15 protein-coding genes are annotated in these 18,319 nt (G+C 58.2%); 10 read left to right on the top strand and 5 right to left on the bottom strand.

Annotated features, from left to right (window positions below; genetic code table 11):
• Positions 1-49: 49 nt before the first annotated feature.
• The 3 genes from LG327_RS19205 to LG327_RS19195 all read left to right on the top strand — a co-directional run bounded on the left by LG327_RS19205 (position 50) and on the right by LG327_RS19195 (position 2,901).
• Positions 50-1,840, top strand: a complete 1,791-nt coding sequence (locus LG327_RS19205; RefSeq protein WP_404364488.1) for a DEAD/DEAH box helicase — start codon at positions 50-52, stop codon at positions 1,838-1,840.
• A gap of 104 nt (positions 1,841-1,944) precedes the next feature.
• Positions 1,945-2,424 carry a peptidylprolyl isomerase gene (locus tag LG327_RS19200; RefSeq protein ID WP_404364486.1) on the top strand — a complete coding sequence of 160 codons (480 nt, stop codon included), beginning with the start codon at positions 1,945-1,947 and terminating at the stop codon, positions 2,422-2,424.
• Positions 2,425-2,445: 21 nt separating this feature from the next.
• A complete protein-coding gene (locus LG327_RS19195; protein ID WP_404364484.1) occupies positions 2,446-2,901 on the top strand; it encodes a metallophosphoesterase family protein in 456 nt (151 codons plus the stop codon).
• Between the two features lie 11 nt (positions 2,902-2,912).
• Here LG327_RS19195 and LG327_RS19190 read toward each other — a convergent pair whose 3' ends face one another.
• The 3 genes from LG327_RS19190 to LG327_RS19180 all read right to left on the bottom strand — a co-directional run bounded on the left by LG327_RS19190 (position 2,913) and on the right by LG327_RS19180 (position 7,566).
• Positions 2,913-5,621: a cation-translocating P-type ATPase gene (locus LG327_RS19190; RefSeq protein WP_404364482.1), complete on the bottom strand. Its 2,709-nt coding sequence runs from the start codon at positions 5,619-5,621 to the stop codon at positions 2,913-2,915.
• 268 nt (positions 5,622-5,889) lie between these two features.
• A complete protein-coding gene (locus LG327_RS19185; RefSeq protein WP_404364480.1) occupies positions 5,890-6,903 on the bottom strand; it encodes a c-type cytochrome in 1,014 nt (337 codons plus the stop codon).
• Between the two features lie 15 nt (positions 6,904-6,918).
• Positions 6,919-7,566: a c-type cytochrome gene (locus tag LG327_RS19180; protein WP_404364478.1), complete on the bottom strand. Its 648-nt coding sequence runs from the start codon at positions 7,564-7,566 to the stop codon at positions 6,919-6,921.
• 391 nt (positions 7,567-7,957) lie between these two features.
• Between LG327_RS19180 and betT the strand changes: the two genes are divergently transcribed.
• From betT to betA, 3 genes are read left to right on the top strand one after another with little or no spacing between them, the layout of a single operon-like run.
• A complete protein-coding gene (gene betT / locus LG327_RS19175; protein WP_404364476.1) occupies positions 7,958-9,994 on the top strand; it encodes a choline BCCT transporter BetT in 2,037 nt (678 codons plus the stop codon).
• Positions 9,995-10,043: 49 nt separating this feature from the next.
• Entirely contained in the window at positions 10,044-10,817 is a 774-nt protein-coding gene (locus LG327_RS19170; protein WP_404364474.1) for a TorF family putative porin, read from the top strand.
• 40 nt (positions 10,818-10,857) lie between these two features.
• A complete protein-coding gene (gene betA / locus LG327_RS19165) occupies positions 10,858-12,564 on the top strand; it encodes a choline dehydrogenase (protein WP_404364472.1) in 1,707 nt (568 codons plus the stop codon).
• Between the two features lie 18 nt (positions 12,565-12,582).
• On the opposite strand, the gene LG327_RS19160 is transcribed toward betA, so the two are convergent.
• The gene (locus LG327_RS19160) at positions 12,583-14,145 is read right to left on the bottom strand and encodes a hydroxymethylglutaryl-CoA reductase (protein WP_404364470.1); all 1,563 of its coding nucleotides are present in this window, start codon (positions 14,143-14,145) and stop codon (positions 12,583-12,585) included.
• Between the two features lie 209 nt (positions 14,146-14,354).
• On the opposite strand from LG327_RS19160, the gene LG327_RS19155 reads away from it, so the two are divergent.
• Entirely contained in the window at positions 14,355-14,888 is a 534-nt protein-coding gene (locus LG327_RS19155; protein WP_404364468.1) for a CAP domain-containing protein, read from the top strand.
• Positions 14,889-15,047: 159 nt separating this feature from the next.
• On the top strand, positions 15,048-15,602 hold the full coding sequence (locus tag LG327_RS19150) for a fasciclin domain-containing protein (RefSeq protein WP_404364466.1): 555 nt from the start codon (positions 15,048-15,050) through the stop codon (positions 15,600-15,602).
• Positions 15,603-15,726: 124 nt separating this feature from the next.
• Here the strand turns inward: LG327_RS19150 and ltaE are convergent, their stop codons facing one another.
• Positions 15,727-16,737: a low-specificity L-threonine aldolase gene (gene ltaE, locus LG327_RS19145; protein ID WP_404364464.1), complete on the bottom strand. Its 1,011-nt coding sequence runs from the start codon at positions 16,735-16,737 to the stop codon at positions 15,727-15,729.
• A 210-nt stretch (positions 16,738-16,947) separates the two neighbouring features.
• Between ltaE and LG327_RS19140 the strand changes: the two genes are divergently transcribed.
• Positions 16,948-17,469 (top strand): c-type cytochrome, encoded by a 522-nt coding sequence (locus LG327_RS19140; RefSeq protein ID WP_404364462.1) that lies wholly within the window; start codon positions 16,948-16,950, stop codon positions 17,467-17,469.
• Positions 17,470-17,644: 175 nt separating this feature from the next.
• Positions 17,645-18,310, top strand: a complete 666-nt coding sequence (locus LG327_RS19135) for a hypothetical protein (RefSeq protein ID WP_404364460.1) — start codon at positions 17,645-17,647, stop codon at positions 18,308-18,310.
• Positions 18,311-18,319: the final 9 nt, after the last annotated feature.

Genomic DNA, 18,319 nt, shown 5'->3' with positions numbered 1-18,319 from the left:
CTGCTAATATGGCCGTCTTTTCCTCCTGAAAACGATCAAGCCCTGCAAAATGAATGCTCCCTTCAAACTGCGGCCTTACCAGCAGGAAGCGGTCGATGCCACGTTGAGGCATTTTCGCAAATCCGATGATTCTGCCCTTATTGTGCTGCCAACCGGTGCCGGTAAGAGTCTGGTCATTGCCGAGCTGGCGCGCCTTGCCCGGCGCAGGATTCTGGTGCTGACCCACGTAAAAGAGCTTGTGGAGCAGAATCACGCCAAATACCAGAGTTACGGGTTAACGGGCGGCGTCTTTTCCGCCGGGCTGAAGCGCAGGGAAAGCGAGCACCAGGTGACTTTTGCCAGCGTGCAGTCGGTATCGGCAAATCTGGATCAGTTCCGGGATGAATACTCGCTGGTCATCATCGATGAGTGTCATCGGGTCAGCGGTGATGAAACCAGCCAGTATCAACGGATCATCGAACTGCTACGGCAGCAGAACGACTCCCTCAAGGTGCTCGGGCTCACCGCCACACCCTATCGTCTGGCCATGGGCTGGATCTATCGCTACCACTACCGGGGCTTTGTCCGAGGGTCTGGTGAAGAGCAGGACAAGCCCTTTCAGCACTGCATCTATGAACTGCCCTTGAGTTATATGATCAATCGGGGGTATCTCACCCGACCTGAGCTGGTGAACGCGGCGGTGGCGCAATACGATTTTTCTGCGCTGCCTCAGGACCGCTTTGGTGAATACGCCGAGAAAGACGTCAACCAGCTGCTGGGCAAACACAGGCGTGTGACCCGCGCCATCATTGAGCAGGTGATGGAGCTGGCCGTCGAGCGCCAGGGGGTGATGATCTTTGCGGCCACGGTGGATCATGCGCGGGAGATCACCGGCTATCTGCCGGAACATCAGACAGCACTGGTGACCGGCGCGACCGATCTGAACGAGCGGGCGTCGCTTATTCAACGCTTCAAACAGCGGCAGTTAACGTATCTGGTAAATGTGTCCGTGCTCACCACGGGCTTTGATGCGCCTCATGTGGACTTTATTGCCATTCTTCGTCCTACCCAGTCGGTCAGCCTGTACCAGCAGATCGTGGGCCGCGGTCTTCGTCTGGACGAAGGCAAACAGGATTGTCTGGTGATTGATTACGCGGGCAACAGTGTGAATCTGTATCACCCGGAGGTGGGGGAGGCGAAACCGAATCCCGGCACTGAGCCTGTGCAGGTGTTCTGCCCGGGCTGCGGTTTTGCCAATATCTTCTGGGGCAAAACCGACAGTGAAGGCGTTGTTATCGAACACTACGGGCGCCGTTGTCAGGGACTGCTGGAGCCTGTGGAAGAGGATAAACCCGCCGCTCAGAACGGGCGCCCTCAACAGTGCGATTACCGTTTTCGGTTTAAGGAGTGCCCACACTGCGGTGGCGAGAATGATATTGCGGCCCGCAACTGCCACCAGTGCCACAAAGCCATCATCGACCCGGATGATCAGCTGAGAGATGCGCTGAAGCTCAAGGATGCCATGGTGATCCGCTGCGCCGGAATCACGTTAGGTGCCTACGCCTCCAGGACCGGCAGCAAACTCAGGATCACCTATCACGGTGAAGATGGTGAAGAACTCAGCGAGTCGTTTGATTTCAGCAGGCCGGCGCAGCGCCAGGTCTTTAACAGACTGTTCGGGCGTCGTTTCGCGAGTGGCCAGACCCCGAAAGCGTTCAACAGGGCGGATGAGGTGCTTGAGAGCCAGGCCCTGTTGCCAGCGCCGGATTTCGTGATTGCCCGCAAGCAGAAGCACTACTGGCAGGTGCAGGAGCGGATTTTTGATTATCAGGGTAACTATCGAAAGGCGAATGAGGCCTGATGTCCGGTTTTCCTGTGCTGGTTTTTCCGTCCTGCTTTCTCCTTCCTGCACTCAACGCCGCCACTGGTTATAATGCCGTACTTTGAACCGTCGCAGAGAATCCTATGCCAATCGAAAAGAATCAGGTGGTCCTGTTTCACTACAGTGTCAGTGATGACCAGGGCAAGGTCGTTGAAAACTCCCGAGGCGGCGAGCCGAACGCCTACCTGCATGGCCACGGCGGCATTATCCAGGGCCTGGAAGAAGCCCTGGAAGGTCGCGACGCCGGCGAAAGCTTCAGTGTCACCGTCACTCCGGAAAAAGCCTACGGTCCGCGCAAGGCCGATGCCATGCAGCGCGTGCCGATCAAGCATCTGACCGGGGCCAGACGCTGGAAGCCGGGCATGATCGCGCAGGTGAAAACCGAGCAGGGCCCGCGCCATGTGCTCGTCGCCAAGGTCGGCCACAAGTTTGCCGATGTCGACACTAATCATCCGATGGCCGGTAAAACCCTGACCTTCGATATCGAAATCATCGACGTACGCGCCGCCGATCCGGAGGAGATAGCACACGGCCACGCCCATGGGCCGGGTGGGCACCATTGAAGGATTAGAAGGGGCGCAAGCATGCAAATCGGCGTTATCGCAGACACCCACAGCAAAATGCGTCCCGAAGCGCTGGAGGCACTGAAAGGCTCGGACCTGATCCTTCACGCCGGTGACGTCGGGCGGGACGAGGTTCTGGAAGCGCTGGAGGCGATCGCGCCGGTGATTGCGATTCGCGGCAATATCGACAAAACAGGCTATGCGGCGGACCTTCCGGATGTGCAGGATCTGGAATTCCTCGGCCACGCTTTTTATATGCTCCACGACGTCAAAACTCTCGATTTCGATCCGCAAGGCCGCTACCGCGTGGTGATCGCCGGCCATTCCCACAAACCCCGTAACGAGTGGAACGGCGACGTGCTTTACTTCAATCCCGGTGGCGCCGGGCCGCGGCGCTTTACTCTGCCGATCACGGTAGGGCGGCTGGCGGTGCACGAAGACCGTGTGGCAGGTGAAATCATCGAACTGCCGGTTTGATCAATTCGGCTCTATTGCTGGCTGGAAGTTGAGGCAGGGTGCGCGCACCCCGCTGAGATGGCACGGGTTCGCCGCCTCCTGATCAGGATCTTGTGCAACTCCTCCACAACGAGAAGGCTCATGGCGAATGCGAGCAACTGCAGCCATTCCTCCAGTGAAATCGGCTGAATCTGCAGGACATCAGAGAGCCCCGGGGTATACATGGCACCAATGTGGGCCAGTTGCGCGAGGGGAACAGCCAGCATCAGGAACGGGTTACCAAGCAGGGAGATACTGAAAAGGGAGCGGAATTCCGAGCGGCTGTTCAGCGCGTGGATGTTGCCGAAGAGGACCATCAGCATCAGTGTCAGGTTACGGGCTTCTTCAATGCTTTGGCCCTGTTCGAGCGTCCACTGGAAATTGAGGAAGGCGACAAGCCCCATCCAGGATCCCACCACCAGGACATGCTCAATGATAGGTTTATCGAACACGGGCTCCTGGGGTGAGCGCGGCTTTACTGACAATTCGCCGCCTTCCTTCGGTTCAAATGCCAGCGCCACGTCCTGGAAGCCGTTCGCAACCAGGTTAAGCCAGAGTAGCTGTACCGCGATCAGGGGCATTGGCAGGCCGGCCAGTACACAGAAGAAGAACAGCAGAATCGCCGAGAAACCGGTGGCAACCAGCAGCCCGATAACCTTGCGGATATTGTTGTAAACCACCCGCCCCTGCTCGATGCCGTCGACAATGGAGGAAAAATTATCGTCGGTAACGATCAGGTCTGCTGTTTCCTTGGCCACATCCGTGCCGCGCTTGCCCATGGCGATTCCCGCATGGGCCTGCCGCATGGCCGGTGCATCATTGACGCCATCACCGGTGACCGCGACAAAATGCCCGTCCCGCATGAAACTGTCCACAATCTGGGCTTTTCTGGCGGGTTCTATGCGGGCGAATACCCGGGCCTGGCGAATGAGCCGGTCGACAGCCACCCGGCCCCGGGCGCTTGCTTCATCAAGCATTGGGCCCGTAACAACCGGAGCGTCCGCGTCACACAGGCCCAGTTCCAGGGCGATCGATTTGGCGGTAGCAGGATGGTCGCCCGTAACCATGGCCACCTCAATGCCGCCAGTGCGGCATTTTTCGATGGCGTCAAAGGCTTCATGACGGAGGGGGTCGATCATGGCGACCATGCCGAGAAAGATCATATCGGCCATCTCATGGTCGTCGGATGAAGAGGTTTTCTTCGCCAGGGCTATAATCCGATAGCCCCGGGAAGCGAGCTCGGTGAACTGGATTTCGAGGGCTGGTTTGTCGATTTCTGTAGAGCCGTCAGTGGTTGCCATCCGGTTGCACATGGCAAGCATCTTTTCAGGGCTGCCTTTGGCGTAGATGACGGTTTGATCGCCAATCCGGTTGACCACACCGCTGTAGGCCTTTTCCGACTCATAGGGGATCAGGGCGACCTGCTCCTGCCGGCTTCGCAGGTCGGTGATAGACATGCCCAGCTTCTTGGCCATGACCAGGAAGGCGATGTCCACGATATCGCCCTGGGAAACCCACTCCCCGCCGCTATAGTCCAGGTGGCTTTCATTGGCGAGAACGCCTGCGACACAGAGCTCCCTGAGTGTGCCCTCGTCCGTATCCACCTGGGCTCCGGCATGGCCTGTGATCTGCCCTCCCGGGGCTACGCCCTCGCCAGTGACCTCGAACTGGCGTCCATCAGGCAGCATCACCTTGCGAATGGTGAGTTCGTTGACTGTCAGGGTGCCAGTCTTGTCGGAACAGATGAGGGTGCAGGACCCCAGGGCTTCCACAGCCACGAGCTTGCGGATGATCACATTGCGCCTTGCCATCCGGGTCATGCCGATGGCAAGGGCAACGGTAAGTGCGGCAGGCAGGCCCTCGGGAATCACCGAAACCGCCAGGCCGATGGACATCAGGACCATCTCTTCCATGGAATAGCCGCCATCCAGGATCATCAGGCCTGCCAGGGCGGCAATGGCCACCAGAATGCCGAAGGCAACCTGGTAGGTGAACTTGCGGATCCGGATCATTAGCGGCGGTTCGGCAGAGGTTTTGCCGGTGACTCCCTGGGCAATCCTGCCAAGCTGGGTATCCGAGGCGGTCGCTATCACCCGGCCACGTCCGCGCCCATGGGTAATGATGCTACCTGCAAAACACTGGTCAACGCGCTCTGTGAGCGGCGTGCTGTCGTCACTTGGCGCACCGGCATTCTTGGCAACCGCCAGGGATTCCCCCGTCAGCATGGACTCATCCACCGCCAGGCTGCTGGCGCTGAGCAACTGGATATCAGCCGGCACCTTGTCGCCGGAGGAAAGCAAGACAACATCGCCTGGAACGATCTCTTCGACTTCAACGGTTACAATCTGGCCGTCCCGAAGCACATGGGCTGTACCTTTCATCATTTGCTTCAAGGCGGCTGCCGCCTTCTGGGCCGAGAACTCCTGGACCGTACCGATAATTGCATTGATCAGCAGGACGATCAGGATGAAAACCCCGCTTGGGGTCTGGCCGAGTGCAAATGAAACCCCGGAAGCGATCAGGAGGATGTAAATGAAAGGGCTGAGGAATTGCCGCGCAAAAAGCTCTACCAGACCTGGCATGGGAGGGGCGGGCAGCCGGTTGTAACCAAATTTCTCCAGGCGTGCACTGGCTTCCTGGCGGGATAGCCCGTTGTCAGAGGGATGGGGTGTGGTGGGTGACTCTGGGGCTGGGCTGTTCATGGTTTTATAGGGCCATGCAGGATAGGGAGTGCCGTGTACAGGAAGTATAAGCCCCCCTTTTTACCCCAGTCCATCAACAGCTCTGACCGCAGGAGCTGCTGAAGTCAGTGCTGCCACTGGTTATAATGCCGTACTTTGAACCATCGCAGAGGCCCCTGTGCCAATCGCAAAGAATCATGTGTCCTGTTCCACTACAGCGTCAGTGACGAGCAGGGCCCGCGCCAGACACAAAAGGGAACTGACACACTGTCGGCCCCCGTCTGGTTTTTTACTCAAATGTTCTTGATCGAACGGTATCCGGTTTCAGGAACGGCTTCTCGCCGAGGTTGTTGTGATCCCCCAGCACATGGCCGTCGGTTTCCCTGGTCCGCCCATACATCGAGTGTTTGTGGAAGGGCTCCCTGGTCTGCTCCAGGGTTTCCTTTACATCACCCGTGTAGCGGGGGTCCTGCGGGCGTTCCTGATTGCTCATGTAGTAGGCAATGTCCCAGGCTTCCTGATCATCAAGACTGTTGGGCTGGCCCAGCGGCATGTTGTTCTTGATGAATCCGGCTGCCGTGAAAACCCGTACGATGCCGGCACCCCAGTTATTGGACATATCGCCCCAGGTGGCCGGGAAAACCGTCTGGCCGCCCACCTGCAGGCCCTCGCCATCGCGACCATGGCAAACAGAACATTTCTCCTGGAACCCGGCTTTGCCACGGGCATAGCTCAGTTCTTCAGGGCGCTCCGGGGCCGGAAAACCGCGGCCGTATATGGGCTGTTGCGGATATACCGGCACATCTTTGGCCAGCCACTGATGATACGCAGACAGTGCAAGCATGTTATCACTGCCGTACTCGGGAGGCTTTCCGTTCATGGAGTAGGTGAAACAGCCGGCAATGCGTTCTTCAAGATTGTTTACGTGGGCGTTCTTTCCACGGAAGTTGGGTAGAGTCACCGCAGCGGGCCAGATTGGGGCACTGAAGGGCATGCGCCCTTCGCCCAGATGACAGCTGGAGCAATTCATGTTGTTGAACACGTTCTCGCCACGCAGTTGCTGGGTGTTGGTGAACAGGTCGTGGCCTCTTCGAATGACCCGCTTGAGCTCTGGGTGAAGGTTGCCGCTTTCAAGGTCTTCCATCGTTGGTGGAATGTGCACCAGCTCGTTTTCTTTCGGAGCTGGGTAGCCAAGCTCCACCAGGGTGTCGATGTATTGTTGGGTTGTTTTGTCTTCTGCCGTCGCATTGGCGGCGAACAACAGGGTTCCGGACAGTGCAGCGTAGATTAATGTGCGAATCATGATGTCGAAATCCTCTTAGTTGGCCGCAGGTTTTTGGCCAGCAAGCCAGGCGGCCACTGCCTGAATATCATCATCGCTCATCCGCCGGGCAATGGAACCCATCAGGTCTTGCGTGTCGTTTGTTCTGGTGCCTGCTTTCCAGGCCTGCAGCTGGGCTTTGATGTAACCGGCGTGTTGGCCGGCAATGCCGGGGAATACCTCTCCTGCACCCCTGTTGCCCGGGCCATGACAGCTTTTGCAGGAAACAATGTATTTGGACCAGTCCCCCCGCTCGGCCAGCTGTTTGCCGCGCTTGAGCATCGCTTCGTCGGCATATTCGCCACCCTTGCCCTGAGTGGCGGGCAGGCTGGCATAGTAGGCGGCAACATCTGCGATTTGCTGTTCGTTCAGCATGTTGGCGAAAGGCATCATGCTGGCATTGCTACGCTCGCCGCTCTGATAGTCTTGCAGTTGCCTTGCAATGTAGGCGGCGTTCAGCCCTGCCAGCCGGGGCCAGGATTGACCACCGGGGACGTTTTTGCCGCTGCCGTCGGCCTGGTGACAGGCCGTGCACACCCCCGCTGCTGCTGCACCTCTTTCAGCATCGCCCTCTACTTCGGCAAGCACCAGACCGGAGCAGGTAACCAGCCCCAGGGCAAGCAGAATTCCTGGAATCTTTCTCACAATCGATTTCCCTCTCAGTCGGCACTAATTCGGAGCGGCTTGTTCTCTCGCTCCTGTCATTGTGCCGGCTTCGACAAAGCGATGTTTGATAAAGATCAATTTGGCGAGGGTTGGCTCAGTCATCATCCGCAATACCCGTGAATTAACCAATGCCCCGGGCTGGAAAAGGGGGATAGGTGCATCCTATACTCCCTATATTCCCTTCCGATATGCCTTTTACTGAAGGCAAGCAGTCCGGTCCGAGCATCGAGAACAGGTGGCGGGCGCTTGATGACCAGCCCGTCTGAACAATGTCTGTCGCCACGGCGTTCCGTACCTGACAGGCCGGCGCCGCCATAAACGGAGTCGTCTCCCGAGCACTGGCGGACAGCGACAACAAGGGGGCTCCACCATGGAAGAACAGGCGCCAGCGGAAGAAACCCGCGACCGACTCAATCCCACTGTATTCTACGGCTCAGCCATTGGCATTGTGCTTTTTGCGCTCTGGACCATGTTCTTTACGGAGATGGCGGAAGGCGTTATCAACACGGTGCTGGGCTGGGTATCCAATACCTTCGGCTGGTACTACTTTCTCACGGTGGTGGCCTATCTGGCATTCGTGATCATTGTCGCCAGCTCTCGCTTCGGTGATATCCGGCTGGGCCCCGACCATTCCAGACCCGAATTCAACATCGTCTCCTGGGCATCAATGCTTTTTGCCGCCGGCATTGGCATCGATCTGCTGTTCTTCTGCATTGCCGAACCGGTGACACAGTTCCTGGCGCCACCCCAGGGTGAAGGCGGTACCGTTGAGGCGGCTCGCCACGCCATGGAACTGACCTTCCTGCACTGGGGCGTATCCGGCTGGGGCATCTACACCCTCGTGGGTATGTCCCTGGCCTACTTCAGCTATCGGCACCAGCTGCCGCTGACCATTCGCTCCGCCCTGTATCCCATTTTCGGCCGGGGTATCCATGGCCCCGTTGGCCATGTGGTGGACATCGCTGCGGTGCTGGGCACCGTCTTTGGCATTGCCACGAGCCTGGGCATCGGCGTCATCCAGCTGAACTATGGGTTGTCTACCCTGTTCGACCTGCCCGAAAGCACCTGGGTCCAGGCCGTTCTGGTACTGATGATCGTGGTCTTCGCCACCCTGTCGGCGGTGAGCGGCGTGGAGAAAGGCATCCGCCGGCTGTCCGAGTTCAATATGCTGCTTGCCGCCTGCCTGGTCATCTTTGTGCTGATTGCGGGCCCCACACTCTTCCTGCTCAATGCGCTGGTGATGAACGTCGGCGATTACATCACCAGCTTCATCGACCTGTCCTTCAACACCTACGCCTATGACCAGCCCACGGACTGGCTCAACGGCTGGACCATCTTCTTCTGGGCCTGGTGGATTGCCTGGGGGCCCTTCGTGGGACTCTTCCTGGCCCGTATTTCCCGTGGACGTACCATTCGCCAGTTCACAATAGGTACCCTTATTCTGCCCATGACCTTCATGATGGTGTGGATGTCCATCATGGGTAACAGTGCCATCGATATGGTCATGGATGGAGCCGAGTCCTTCGGCCAAACAGCCATGAGCAACCCGGCATCATCCATCTACCTGTTCATGGAAAGCCTGCCTCTGGCGGGCATCACCACGATTGTCGTCTCCATCCTGGCGCTCGTGTTCTTCGTTACGTCCGGGGATTCAGGGGCGCTGGTGCTGTCGAACTTCACCTCCATTCTCACGGATGTGAACCATGACGCTCCGGTCTGGATGCGCATTCTCTGGGCCACGGTTATAGGCCTGCTCACCCTGGCCCTGCTCATGGCGGGCGGGCTGACCGCGCTACAGAGTACGGTGGTGATCATGGGGCTGCCGTTCTCGGTTGTACTTTTCCTGATGATGTGGGGGCTTTACAGGGCCCTTAAGACGGAATCGCTCAAGCAGCGCAGGCCACGTTTGGCCCCCTCCGGTGCCGCTGTCGGTCCGGATGGCAATGCGCCCACCTGGCGTCAGCGCCTGACCCGGGCGATGAGTTTTCCGGATCATAAACAGGCCATGCGTTTTCTCGAGGGGACCGTAAAACCGGCCATGGCCCAGATCGAGCACGAGCTGCGCGAACGGGGCCTGAAAACCGGGATTACCGGCATGGACGACGAACCCCGGCATCTTGAACTGAACGTGGACCTGGGTGAGGAAGGACGGTTCACCTATCAGGTCTGGCCCCGGGCCGCGGCCATGCCAGCTTTCGCCATCCGGCCCCATGCGGAGCACAACACCTATTACCAGCTCGAAGTGCATCTTGAGGAAGGCGGTCAGGGCTATGACCTCATGGACTACACCCAGCACCAGATCGTTGAGGACATCCTGGACCAGTACGAGCGTCATCTGTTCTATCTGGAGCGCCGCCGGGAAGCCCCAGGCGATGTCTCCATGCCGGGCCCCCACAGCAGGGAATAAACCAGCCGCTGGAGGGGAGGCCGCCGGCGGTAATCACCAGGAAAATCCCATGGGCATCGAAAACGCACACCACAGCAAGGTTTTCTCAGGCACCGGATTCGGTTCCCTGATGGGGCTTGTCGCCATGGCCCTCGGTTGGCCCGTGCAGGCGCAGACGGACGAAGGGAACAGCTTCGGCACATTCGGAGCCAGTGTCACCATTGCCAGTGACTACATGTTCCGGGGCGTATCGAACTCCAACGAGGAGCCCCAGATTCAGGGGGACATCAACTGGTCACACGGTAGCGGCGCCTACGTTGGGCTCTGGGCCACCAACACCAACTTCGGTGGCCCGGGTAACAGCATGGAGCTGGACCCCTACATCGGGTTTGCCGGCAGCATCGGCGATGCGGGGCTCAGCTACGACGTGGGCTACTGGCTCTATACCTATCCGGGTTCTGAATCCGACTTCGATTACAGCGAACTTTACGCTGTCGGCACCTGGACCAGGGGAGATCTGAGCATCAGTCCCAGCGTCTGGTACGCCCCGAACTATTTCGGTGAGGACTTTCTGGACGGGGTGGAAGGACTCGCCTACGATCTGACGCTGGGCCATGCCCTGCCCTGGGAGATGGGTGCGTCGGCCCGGATAGGGAAACAGACCTTCCATAGCGGCGGTGATGGGCTGGACTACCTCTACTACGATATTGGCGTAACCCGAGCGGTCGGCGAGTTCAGTCTGGGCCTTCGCTGGCATAATACTGATGACGTCGACGCTGCTCTGATCGGCGACACGGATCTGGCCGACGGGCGTTTCGTCATCAACATTACCCGCAGTTTCTGAGCCCACCTGATGGACAGACCGGCAATTGCAGGAGCAGATCATGACTGAACAGGACTTTGATCGGGAATTCGATTACATCATTGTCGGGGCCGGCTCCGCTGGTTCCGTATTGGCGGACCGCCTGAGCGCGGACGGCGCCCACGAAGTGCTGGTGCTGGAATTCGGCGGCAAGGACAACTCCATCTTCATCCAGATGCCTCTTGCCTTTTCCATTCCCCTGAACAAACCGCGTTTCGACTGGGGTATGCACACCGAAGAGGAGCCAGGACTGAACAGCCGCACTCTCCATCAGGCCCGGGGCAAGGTGATCGGCGGCTCCTCCTCCATTAATGGCATGGCGTATGTGCGGGGCTGCGCCGGCGATTTCGAGGAATGGGTGGAGCTTGGCGCGAAAGGCTGGAGCTACGCCGATGTCCTGCCCTACTTCAAGCGGGCCGAGGACTGTGTCTACGGTGCCGATGCCTACCGGGGCGCTAATGGTCCAGTGGGAATCTGCAACGGCAACAATATGCAAAACCCACTTTACCGGGCATTTATCGAGGCCGGAGAAGAGGCGGGTTACGGCAGGACGGACGACTACAACGGGTACCGCCAGGAAGGTTTCTGCCGCATGGACATGACCGTACGCAACGGCGTGCGCGCATCCACTGCCAACGCCTATCTCAAGCCTGCTTTAAATCGCGCCAACCTCCACCTGGAAATGCATGCGCTGACCCAGCGCGTGATCATGGATGGCCAGAGTGCTGTTGGCGTGGAGTATAAGCAGCGGGACAAGACCTTCCGGGTACGTGCACGGAGGGAAGTCATCCTCTCGGCCAGCGCCTTCAACTCGCCAAAGTTACTCATGCTCTCCGGTATTGGACCGGCGGCGCAACTGCGAGAGCATGGTATCGACGTCGTACATGACCTGCCCGGGGTGGGCGAGAACCTGCAGGATCATCTTGAAGTCTGGGTCCAGCGCCGTTGCACTCAAAAGATCACCCTCAACGGCTGGCTCAACCCGATCGCCCAGGGCTGGATCGGTGCCCGGTGGCTGCTTACCAAAACCGGGCTCGGAGCGAGCAACCAGTTCGAATCCAATGGCTATATCCGCAGCCGCCCCGGACTCAAATGGCCCGATCTCCAGTATCACTTCCTGGCGGGCGCCATTGCCTACGACGGCTCAAGCGCGGTAAAGGGCCATGGCTTTCAGGCACACCTGGGGGCAAACAAACCCAGGAGCCGGGGCCGTGTCTGGCTGCGCTCGGCGGACCCGGCCGACCCGCCCCGGATGTTCTTCAATTACCTTGCCGAGGAAGCGGACAAACAGGCCTACCGTGACGGGCTTCGACTCACCCGGGAACTCTTCGCCCAACCCGCATTCGACCCCTACCGCGGCGAAGAAGTCTCCCCCGGGAAAGACGTACAGAGCGATGATGAAATCGACGACTGGGTCGCCGAAACCGCCGAGACCGCCTATCACCCCTGTGGCACCTGTCGTATGGGGGAGGACGACATGGCTGTGGTGGACACGGAATGCCGCGTGCGCGGCGTGAACAATCTGCGTGTCGTGGACTCGTCCATCATGCCCACGGTTACCAATGGCAATATCAACGCCCCCACCATCATGATTGCCGAGAAAGCTGCCGATCACATACTGGGACGCGAACTCCTGACTCCCTCCGACGCGGATTTTTATTCTGCTGACGGATGGGAGAATCAGCAGAGAGAGGGTTCACCGGAAAGGAAAGCAGGGCCGGATGGCTGACAGCTGGGCGTGCGGCGCCTACTGCCGGCCAGGGTCATTGCGGCCATATTGATCATGGCTCGATACCCAGTCCAGGGATGAAATCGCAGCCGCCAGGGAGATTTCGCCGGCAAGCACGGTGCCGGCAATGATTTCGGCGAATTTCATCACTTTGCCAACGCCCGCGCAGTCCATGATTTTCAGGCCCTCCTGCTGAGTGGGCAAGCCTGTTCCGCCGCCACAGGTACCAACGATCAGCGAGGGCAGTGTGATCGAAATGTACAGGTCTTTCTCAGCCGTGAGCTCGGTGTAAAGCAGGCCGGTTGAGGATTCAGCCACATTGGCGACGTCCTGTCCGGTCGCGATGAATATTGCTGTAATCGCGTTAGCTGCATGACAGCCGTTGTTGTTGGCGCCGGAAATCAGGGCGCCGATATTGGCTGTTTTGGAGTGCTGGTAAAGGGACACGGTGTCGGCATCCATTACGTTACGCAATACGTCACGCTTGACGGTGGTTTCCGCTGTCACGCGCTTTCCCCGGGTGCGCATCGTATTGATCATGGACGCTTTCTTGTCAGTGGCGAAATTTCCTTCCAGGAAAAACTCTACAATCCTGTCCTGCTGGTAATTGCTCATGATCCAGTTGCAGGCTGCAAAGGTGGCCTTGCCGACCATGTTCATGCCAGCAGCGTCGCCGGTGGTAAAGTTAAAGCGCGTAAATGCGAATTTGTTGGCCAGATAGTAATCGACGTATTTCAGCTTTACGAATGGGTCGGACTCACCACAGATTTCCCTGATTTCGTCTGTTTTCCCGGCCAGCCAGTCGGCAAAGCGCCTGGCGCTGGCTGCATCCTCGAAAATGAAAACCGGCGCCCGCTGCATGTGGTCGCCAACCACCGCGCATTTCACTCCGCCGCTCTCATTGATGACTCTCATGCCACGGTTATAGGATGCCACCAGCGTTCCCTCCGAAGTGGCCAGCGGCACGTAGAATCGGCCCGTGGCGTTCTCTCCCTCTACCCGTAGTGGACCGGCAAGACCCATTGGCACCTGGGCGACCCCAATGAGATTTTCTATATTGCCCCGGGCAGCATGGGGATCAAATGAACAGGCAGAGATATGCTCAAGCGCAACACCGGTCCGGTCGCGCACGAATGCCTGTCGTGTCTCGACGATGGAGCTGTCGTAGTCGTCTTCATCGTCCCGTGGAATGGCGTCGGCGGGCCTTTTACGGCCACCGAGTTCGGCCTCCACGCTGAACTCAAGGGGGCCAAACTCCTTGGTTTCAAATGCAAACGTCAGCTGGTGGCGGCCTTTCTCAAGCGGCTCCGTGGCGAGATCAATGATCAGCAGGGTGCCGAGCGGAAAATTCATGGGGTCATCTGCGCCGACTTTTTCCGCGTCGAGGACATCGCCCGAGTCAGTGGTGACCTGTATCCGCTCTGGACCAAACACCTCGCCGTTGAGCTCGATCCGGTCGATGCGTGTCAGTTTTACTGGAGCCAGGCGGTTCTTGAGGGACAAGCGAACCCCGCTAGCGGAATTCCTGAGGCTGGAACGGTTATAAAGTTTCTCGAGGTTTACTTCGGAGTTGAGTGACATTTCCCTGTCCTCCTTCGCTGCGGCGGCAATCGGAATGCAGTCCCGCGCTTGTTATTCAATCCTACATCAAGGAATCTGAGCCGGGAATCCTCAGGGAAAGGTTAGAACCAGTTAACATGGCCGAAATCTGTCGACGGTGGCTCAGAGCCCTGTGAAGATGAAGCCAGAAAAGCAGAAAAACTCTGTGCCCCACATGCGAGGACAAGCTGATGCCCAGACAGGCCAGGTTAAGCATGCCCGGTTTTTCTCCTTCATCGCACACACTGGCCCTGCTGGTTTTTCTCGGATTTTCCGGGTTTGCCGTGGCCGGAGACTGCGAGATGGATGAAACCGATCGGGCTCTGCTGGATCGTGTGAATGAAGCCCGCAGCCAGCCCCGGCAATGCGGCGATGAGTACTTTGAACCAGCGGAACCTCTGGCCTGGAACTGCAAACTCGAGGATGCTGCCCGGGCCCACTCAGAGGATATGGCAGAGCTGGAATACTTCAGTCATACCAGCCTAGAAGGTGTTCAGATCGGAGAGCGGGTGCGGGCCAGAAGTTACAGCTGGTCGGTGGTGGGGGAAAACATCGCAGGGGGCCAGAGCTCAGTCGACGACGTGATTGATGGGTGGCTCTCAAGCCCGGGGCACTGTGCCAATATCATGAGTGCCAGATTCACCGAAATGGGCGCGGCGAGGGTCGAGGCGCCGGGCTCCGAATATTCTCCGGTCTGGACCCAGGTGTTTGCCCGACCGCGCTAGCCCGGTCTTTGTGATTTGCGACTGAATCTGTGCCTACCAGACGAGCAGAATTTAATCTGAACAAAAATTAATCAACAAAGGGCGATCATCAGGGTCCGCAGGCGTCGGATGTCCGTATACAGCTTGGTATTCAATCGGGATACACAAGAGGATGATGAGATGAAACACGCAGGGATTATTAAGTCGTATGCAGCTTCCATGCTGATGTTGGGCAGTGCCGTTGTGGCCTTGCCTGTTCTTGCCGACAATCATGGCATGGACGAAAAAGCGAAAATGACGATCGTTGAGCGCGCCTCAAAAGCCGACAACCTCAGCACGCTGGTTGCCGCTATCAAGGCCGCCGGGCTGGTAGAAACACTTTCCGGCCCAGGGCCGTTCACGGTCTTTGCGCCGACCAATGCCGCCTTCGAAAAACTGCCCGCCGGTACGGTCGATACGCTACTGAAACCGGAGAACAGGGAGCAGCTCCAGTCGATACTGACCTACCACGTGGTGCCCGCCTCGGCAACCTCATCGGCTGCCATTCAGATGGTCCAGGATGGTGGTGGAACCGGCACTGTGAACACTGTGCAAGGGGGCGAGCTCACGCTCAGTCTGGAGGGTGATTCCTTGATGATAGGGGATGGGAATGGAAACATGGCAAAGGTGGTTGCGGCTGACATGATGCAGTCCAACGGCGTAGTGCACCTGATTGATACGGTGCTGATGCCGTAGCATCCGGGCCAGTAGATCGGAAATAAAAAAGACGGTCGTTCCCGGCCGTCTTTTTTATTGGCAGGTTTCAAAAGTAAACCGGAGCCGATCTATTTCCGCTCGCACTCCCGGGAAGAGCTGGCCTTCACGACTGATAAAACCGCCGAATGGCGTCCAGCAACCGATCCACATCCTGCCGGTTCACATCCAGGTGCGTCACAAAACGGATGGGATTCCCCGCTGTGATCAGTATGCCCTGGTCAGCCAGGTAATCCCGCAGCTGCGCGGCCCTGCCAGAGCGGCAGCGGGCATAGATGATGTTGGTCTGGGTGCTGGCGGGGTTTATCTCCAGTTCCGCAATTCCGGCCAGGCCGGCACTCAGATATTCGGCGTTTTCGTGATCTTCATGCAGCCTCAGCGGCCCGTTCTCCAGGGCGATCCGCCCCGCAGCGGCCAGTATGCCGGCCTGGCGCATGCCGCCACCGAGCATTTTGCGCAGACGTATGGCGCGTCCGATAAAGTCTTCCGGGCCCAGCAGCAGCGAGCCGACTGGCGCCCCCAGCCCTTTTGAGAGGCATACGCTAACGGAATCATAGTGTCTGGTTATCTCTGTCACATCACACCCGGATTTCACCGCGGCATTGAATACCCTGGCGCCATCCAGGTGTAGCAGCAGTCCGTGGTCGTCGCAGAAGGCCCGGGCGTGGCGCTGGTAGTCCAGAGAAAGCACTTGGCCACCGATGGTGTTTTCCAGCGAGAGCAGGCGGGTGACAGCGAAATGGATGTCGTCGGCCTTGATGGCGGCTTTGGCTTTTTCAAGGCTGATGCTGCCGTCCGGCTCGTTCTCGATCGGTTGCGGTTGCACGCTGCCCAGCACGGCGGCGCCACCGCCTTCATAGCGGTAATTGTGGGCCGACTGGCCGCAGAGGTATTCGTCGCCCCGGCCGCAGTGGCTCATGATTGCCAGCAGGTTGGCCTGGGTCCCGGTGGCGGTAAACAGGGCGGATTCGAAGCCCAGCCGCTCGGCAGCCCGGGCCTGCAGGCTATTAACGGTTGGGTCGTCACCGTAAACGTCATCTCCCACCTCGGCGGTGGCCATGGCATCACGCATTTGTGCTGTAGGGCGGGTAACGGTATCGCTGCGGAAGTCGATCATGAAAGAGTCTCGTGGGTAATCCGGGTGGCTGCATTGTACAGGACATTCATCAGGGTGTTGGCTACGCCACTTTCCCGGTGAAAGCGGCCAATGGGTATGAGAAGGCTGCGTTTGCAAGATTTCCCGCCTGGCCCGACACTGGTGTCAGGCAGTCCCCATGCACGGCCACCCGGAGAAGGTCACCGGGATTCTGATCAGAAGGACCAGCACATGCGCGCACTCAAGCCTATACTGATTTTCATCCTGCTCGTACTCATCGGCTGCGCCGTACTGATTTACTCAGGCACTTACAACGTGGCGGCGGATGAGCCCCACGCTGGCGCTGTGAAAACCCTGCTCAATGTAATCCGGAACCGGTCCGTCCATGTTCGTCTCGATAACATCAGCCCGCCGCCGGATCTGAACAGTCCGGAGAGGGTCGAGCGGGGAGGGCGGCTTTATGGTGCCAACTGTGCGGGCTGCCATCTGGGCCCCGGTCAGGAAGAAACGCCCTTCTTCAGGGGACTCAACCCGCAGCCGCCGAGGTTGACGCTTCACGGTGGCCACCATGACCCAAAGTACCAGTTCTGGGTGATCAAGCACGGCATCCGGATGACCGGTATGCCAGCCTGGGGCGTGACGAAAGCCGATGATCAGCTCTGGGATCTGACGGCCTTCCTCAGAGAACTGCCGGAGATGTCAGCGGAAACTTTTCGCACCAGGACAGCACCTGAGGACAATGCTGGATCGTGAACGAGGGCGGCTATCGGACGCGATGCTTCCCCAATCGGTGTTTCACTGCAAACCCGTGAGGGCAACGATCGGTTAATACTATGCCTGACGTCGCTTACTCTCGTACCGAGGCCTTTGCAGCTAAGGCCGAAAACCATAAAGGCAGGCCATTTCGATTGGTAGCAGGCGGTACTTCTTGAGCCATTCACCCGGATGCTCTACCATCAACCTCCTGTTCATCAAGGAAGAGTTCCACGTGCAAAGGAAGACTGCACAAACACTACCTCTTTTTGTGTTTTTAATGGCTGTAGTATTTTCCGGTCCTGCGTTCTCCGTGGATGTATCCTTGTTGCAGGGCCGCCTGGAGCATGGATCTTATGTTAGCCCGTCCCGCCAGATTCAGTGCGACTTGCGGGATTACCTCGTGCTCCAGAGCTTCTTCATCAACGACTCTTATGATCCTGGCGAATCGGAAACCGTGAGCTTTGGGCTGGACGCTGGGACTCATTTCGAGCTTTGGACTGTCAGACGTCAACGAAATAATCGTCTTGAATATACACCGATGTCAGAGGATGGGTTCCCTGTTAACGGTGATACGTTTATCCCGTATTTTTACAGTGAGCTTCCTTACGAGATAAGCAGTATCTATAAAGAAGAGAGCTCTGAAGGCCGCAGTGAAATGTTACGGGTTAGTTTAGACGAACAGTCCCAATTACATGCCTACTGGCTCAAGCGGGAGCATAACTCGCTCACCAGCATTCAGTTCATCCCGACCCTGACCCTTTTACAGGAGGATGTTCTGGGTCTCGAGGAAGTGGAAAAAGCGCTCAGGGAAATGCAAAAGCGCTGTCAATTCAGATGAATATAGGGA

Origin of the sequence: Marinobacter sp. (genome assembly GCF_044799475.1) — a bacterium.
Lineage (GTDB): Bacteria > Pseudomonadota > Gammaproteobacteria > Pseudomonadales > Oleiphilaceae > Marinobacter.
The sequence above is the reverse complement of the archived record's forward strand: the minus strand, read 5'-3'. Positions and strand labels throughout refer to the sequence as shown.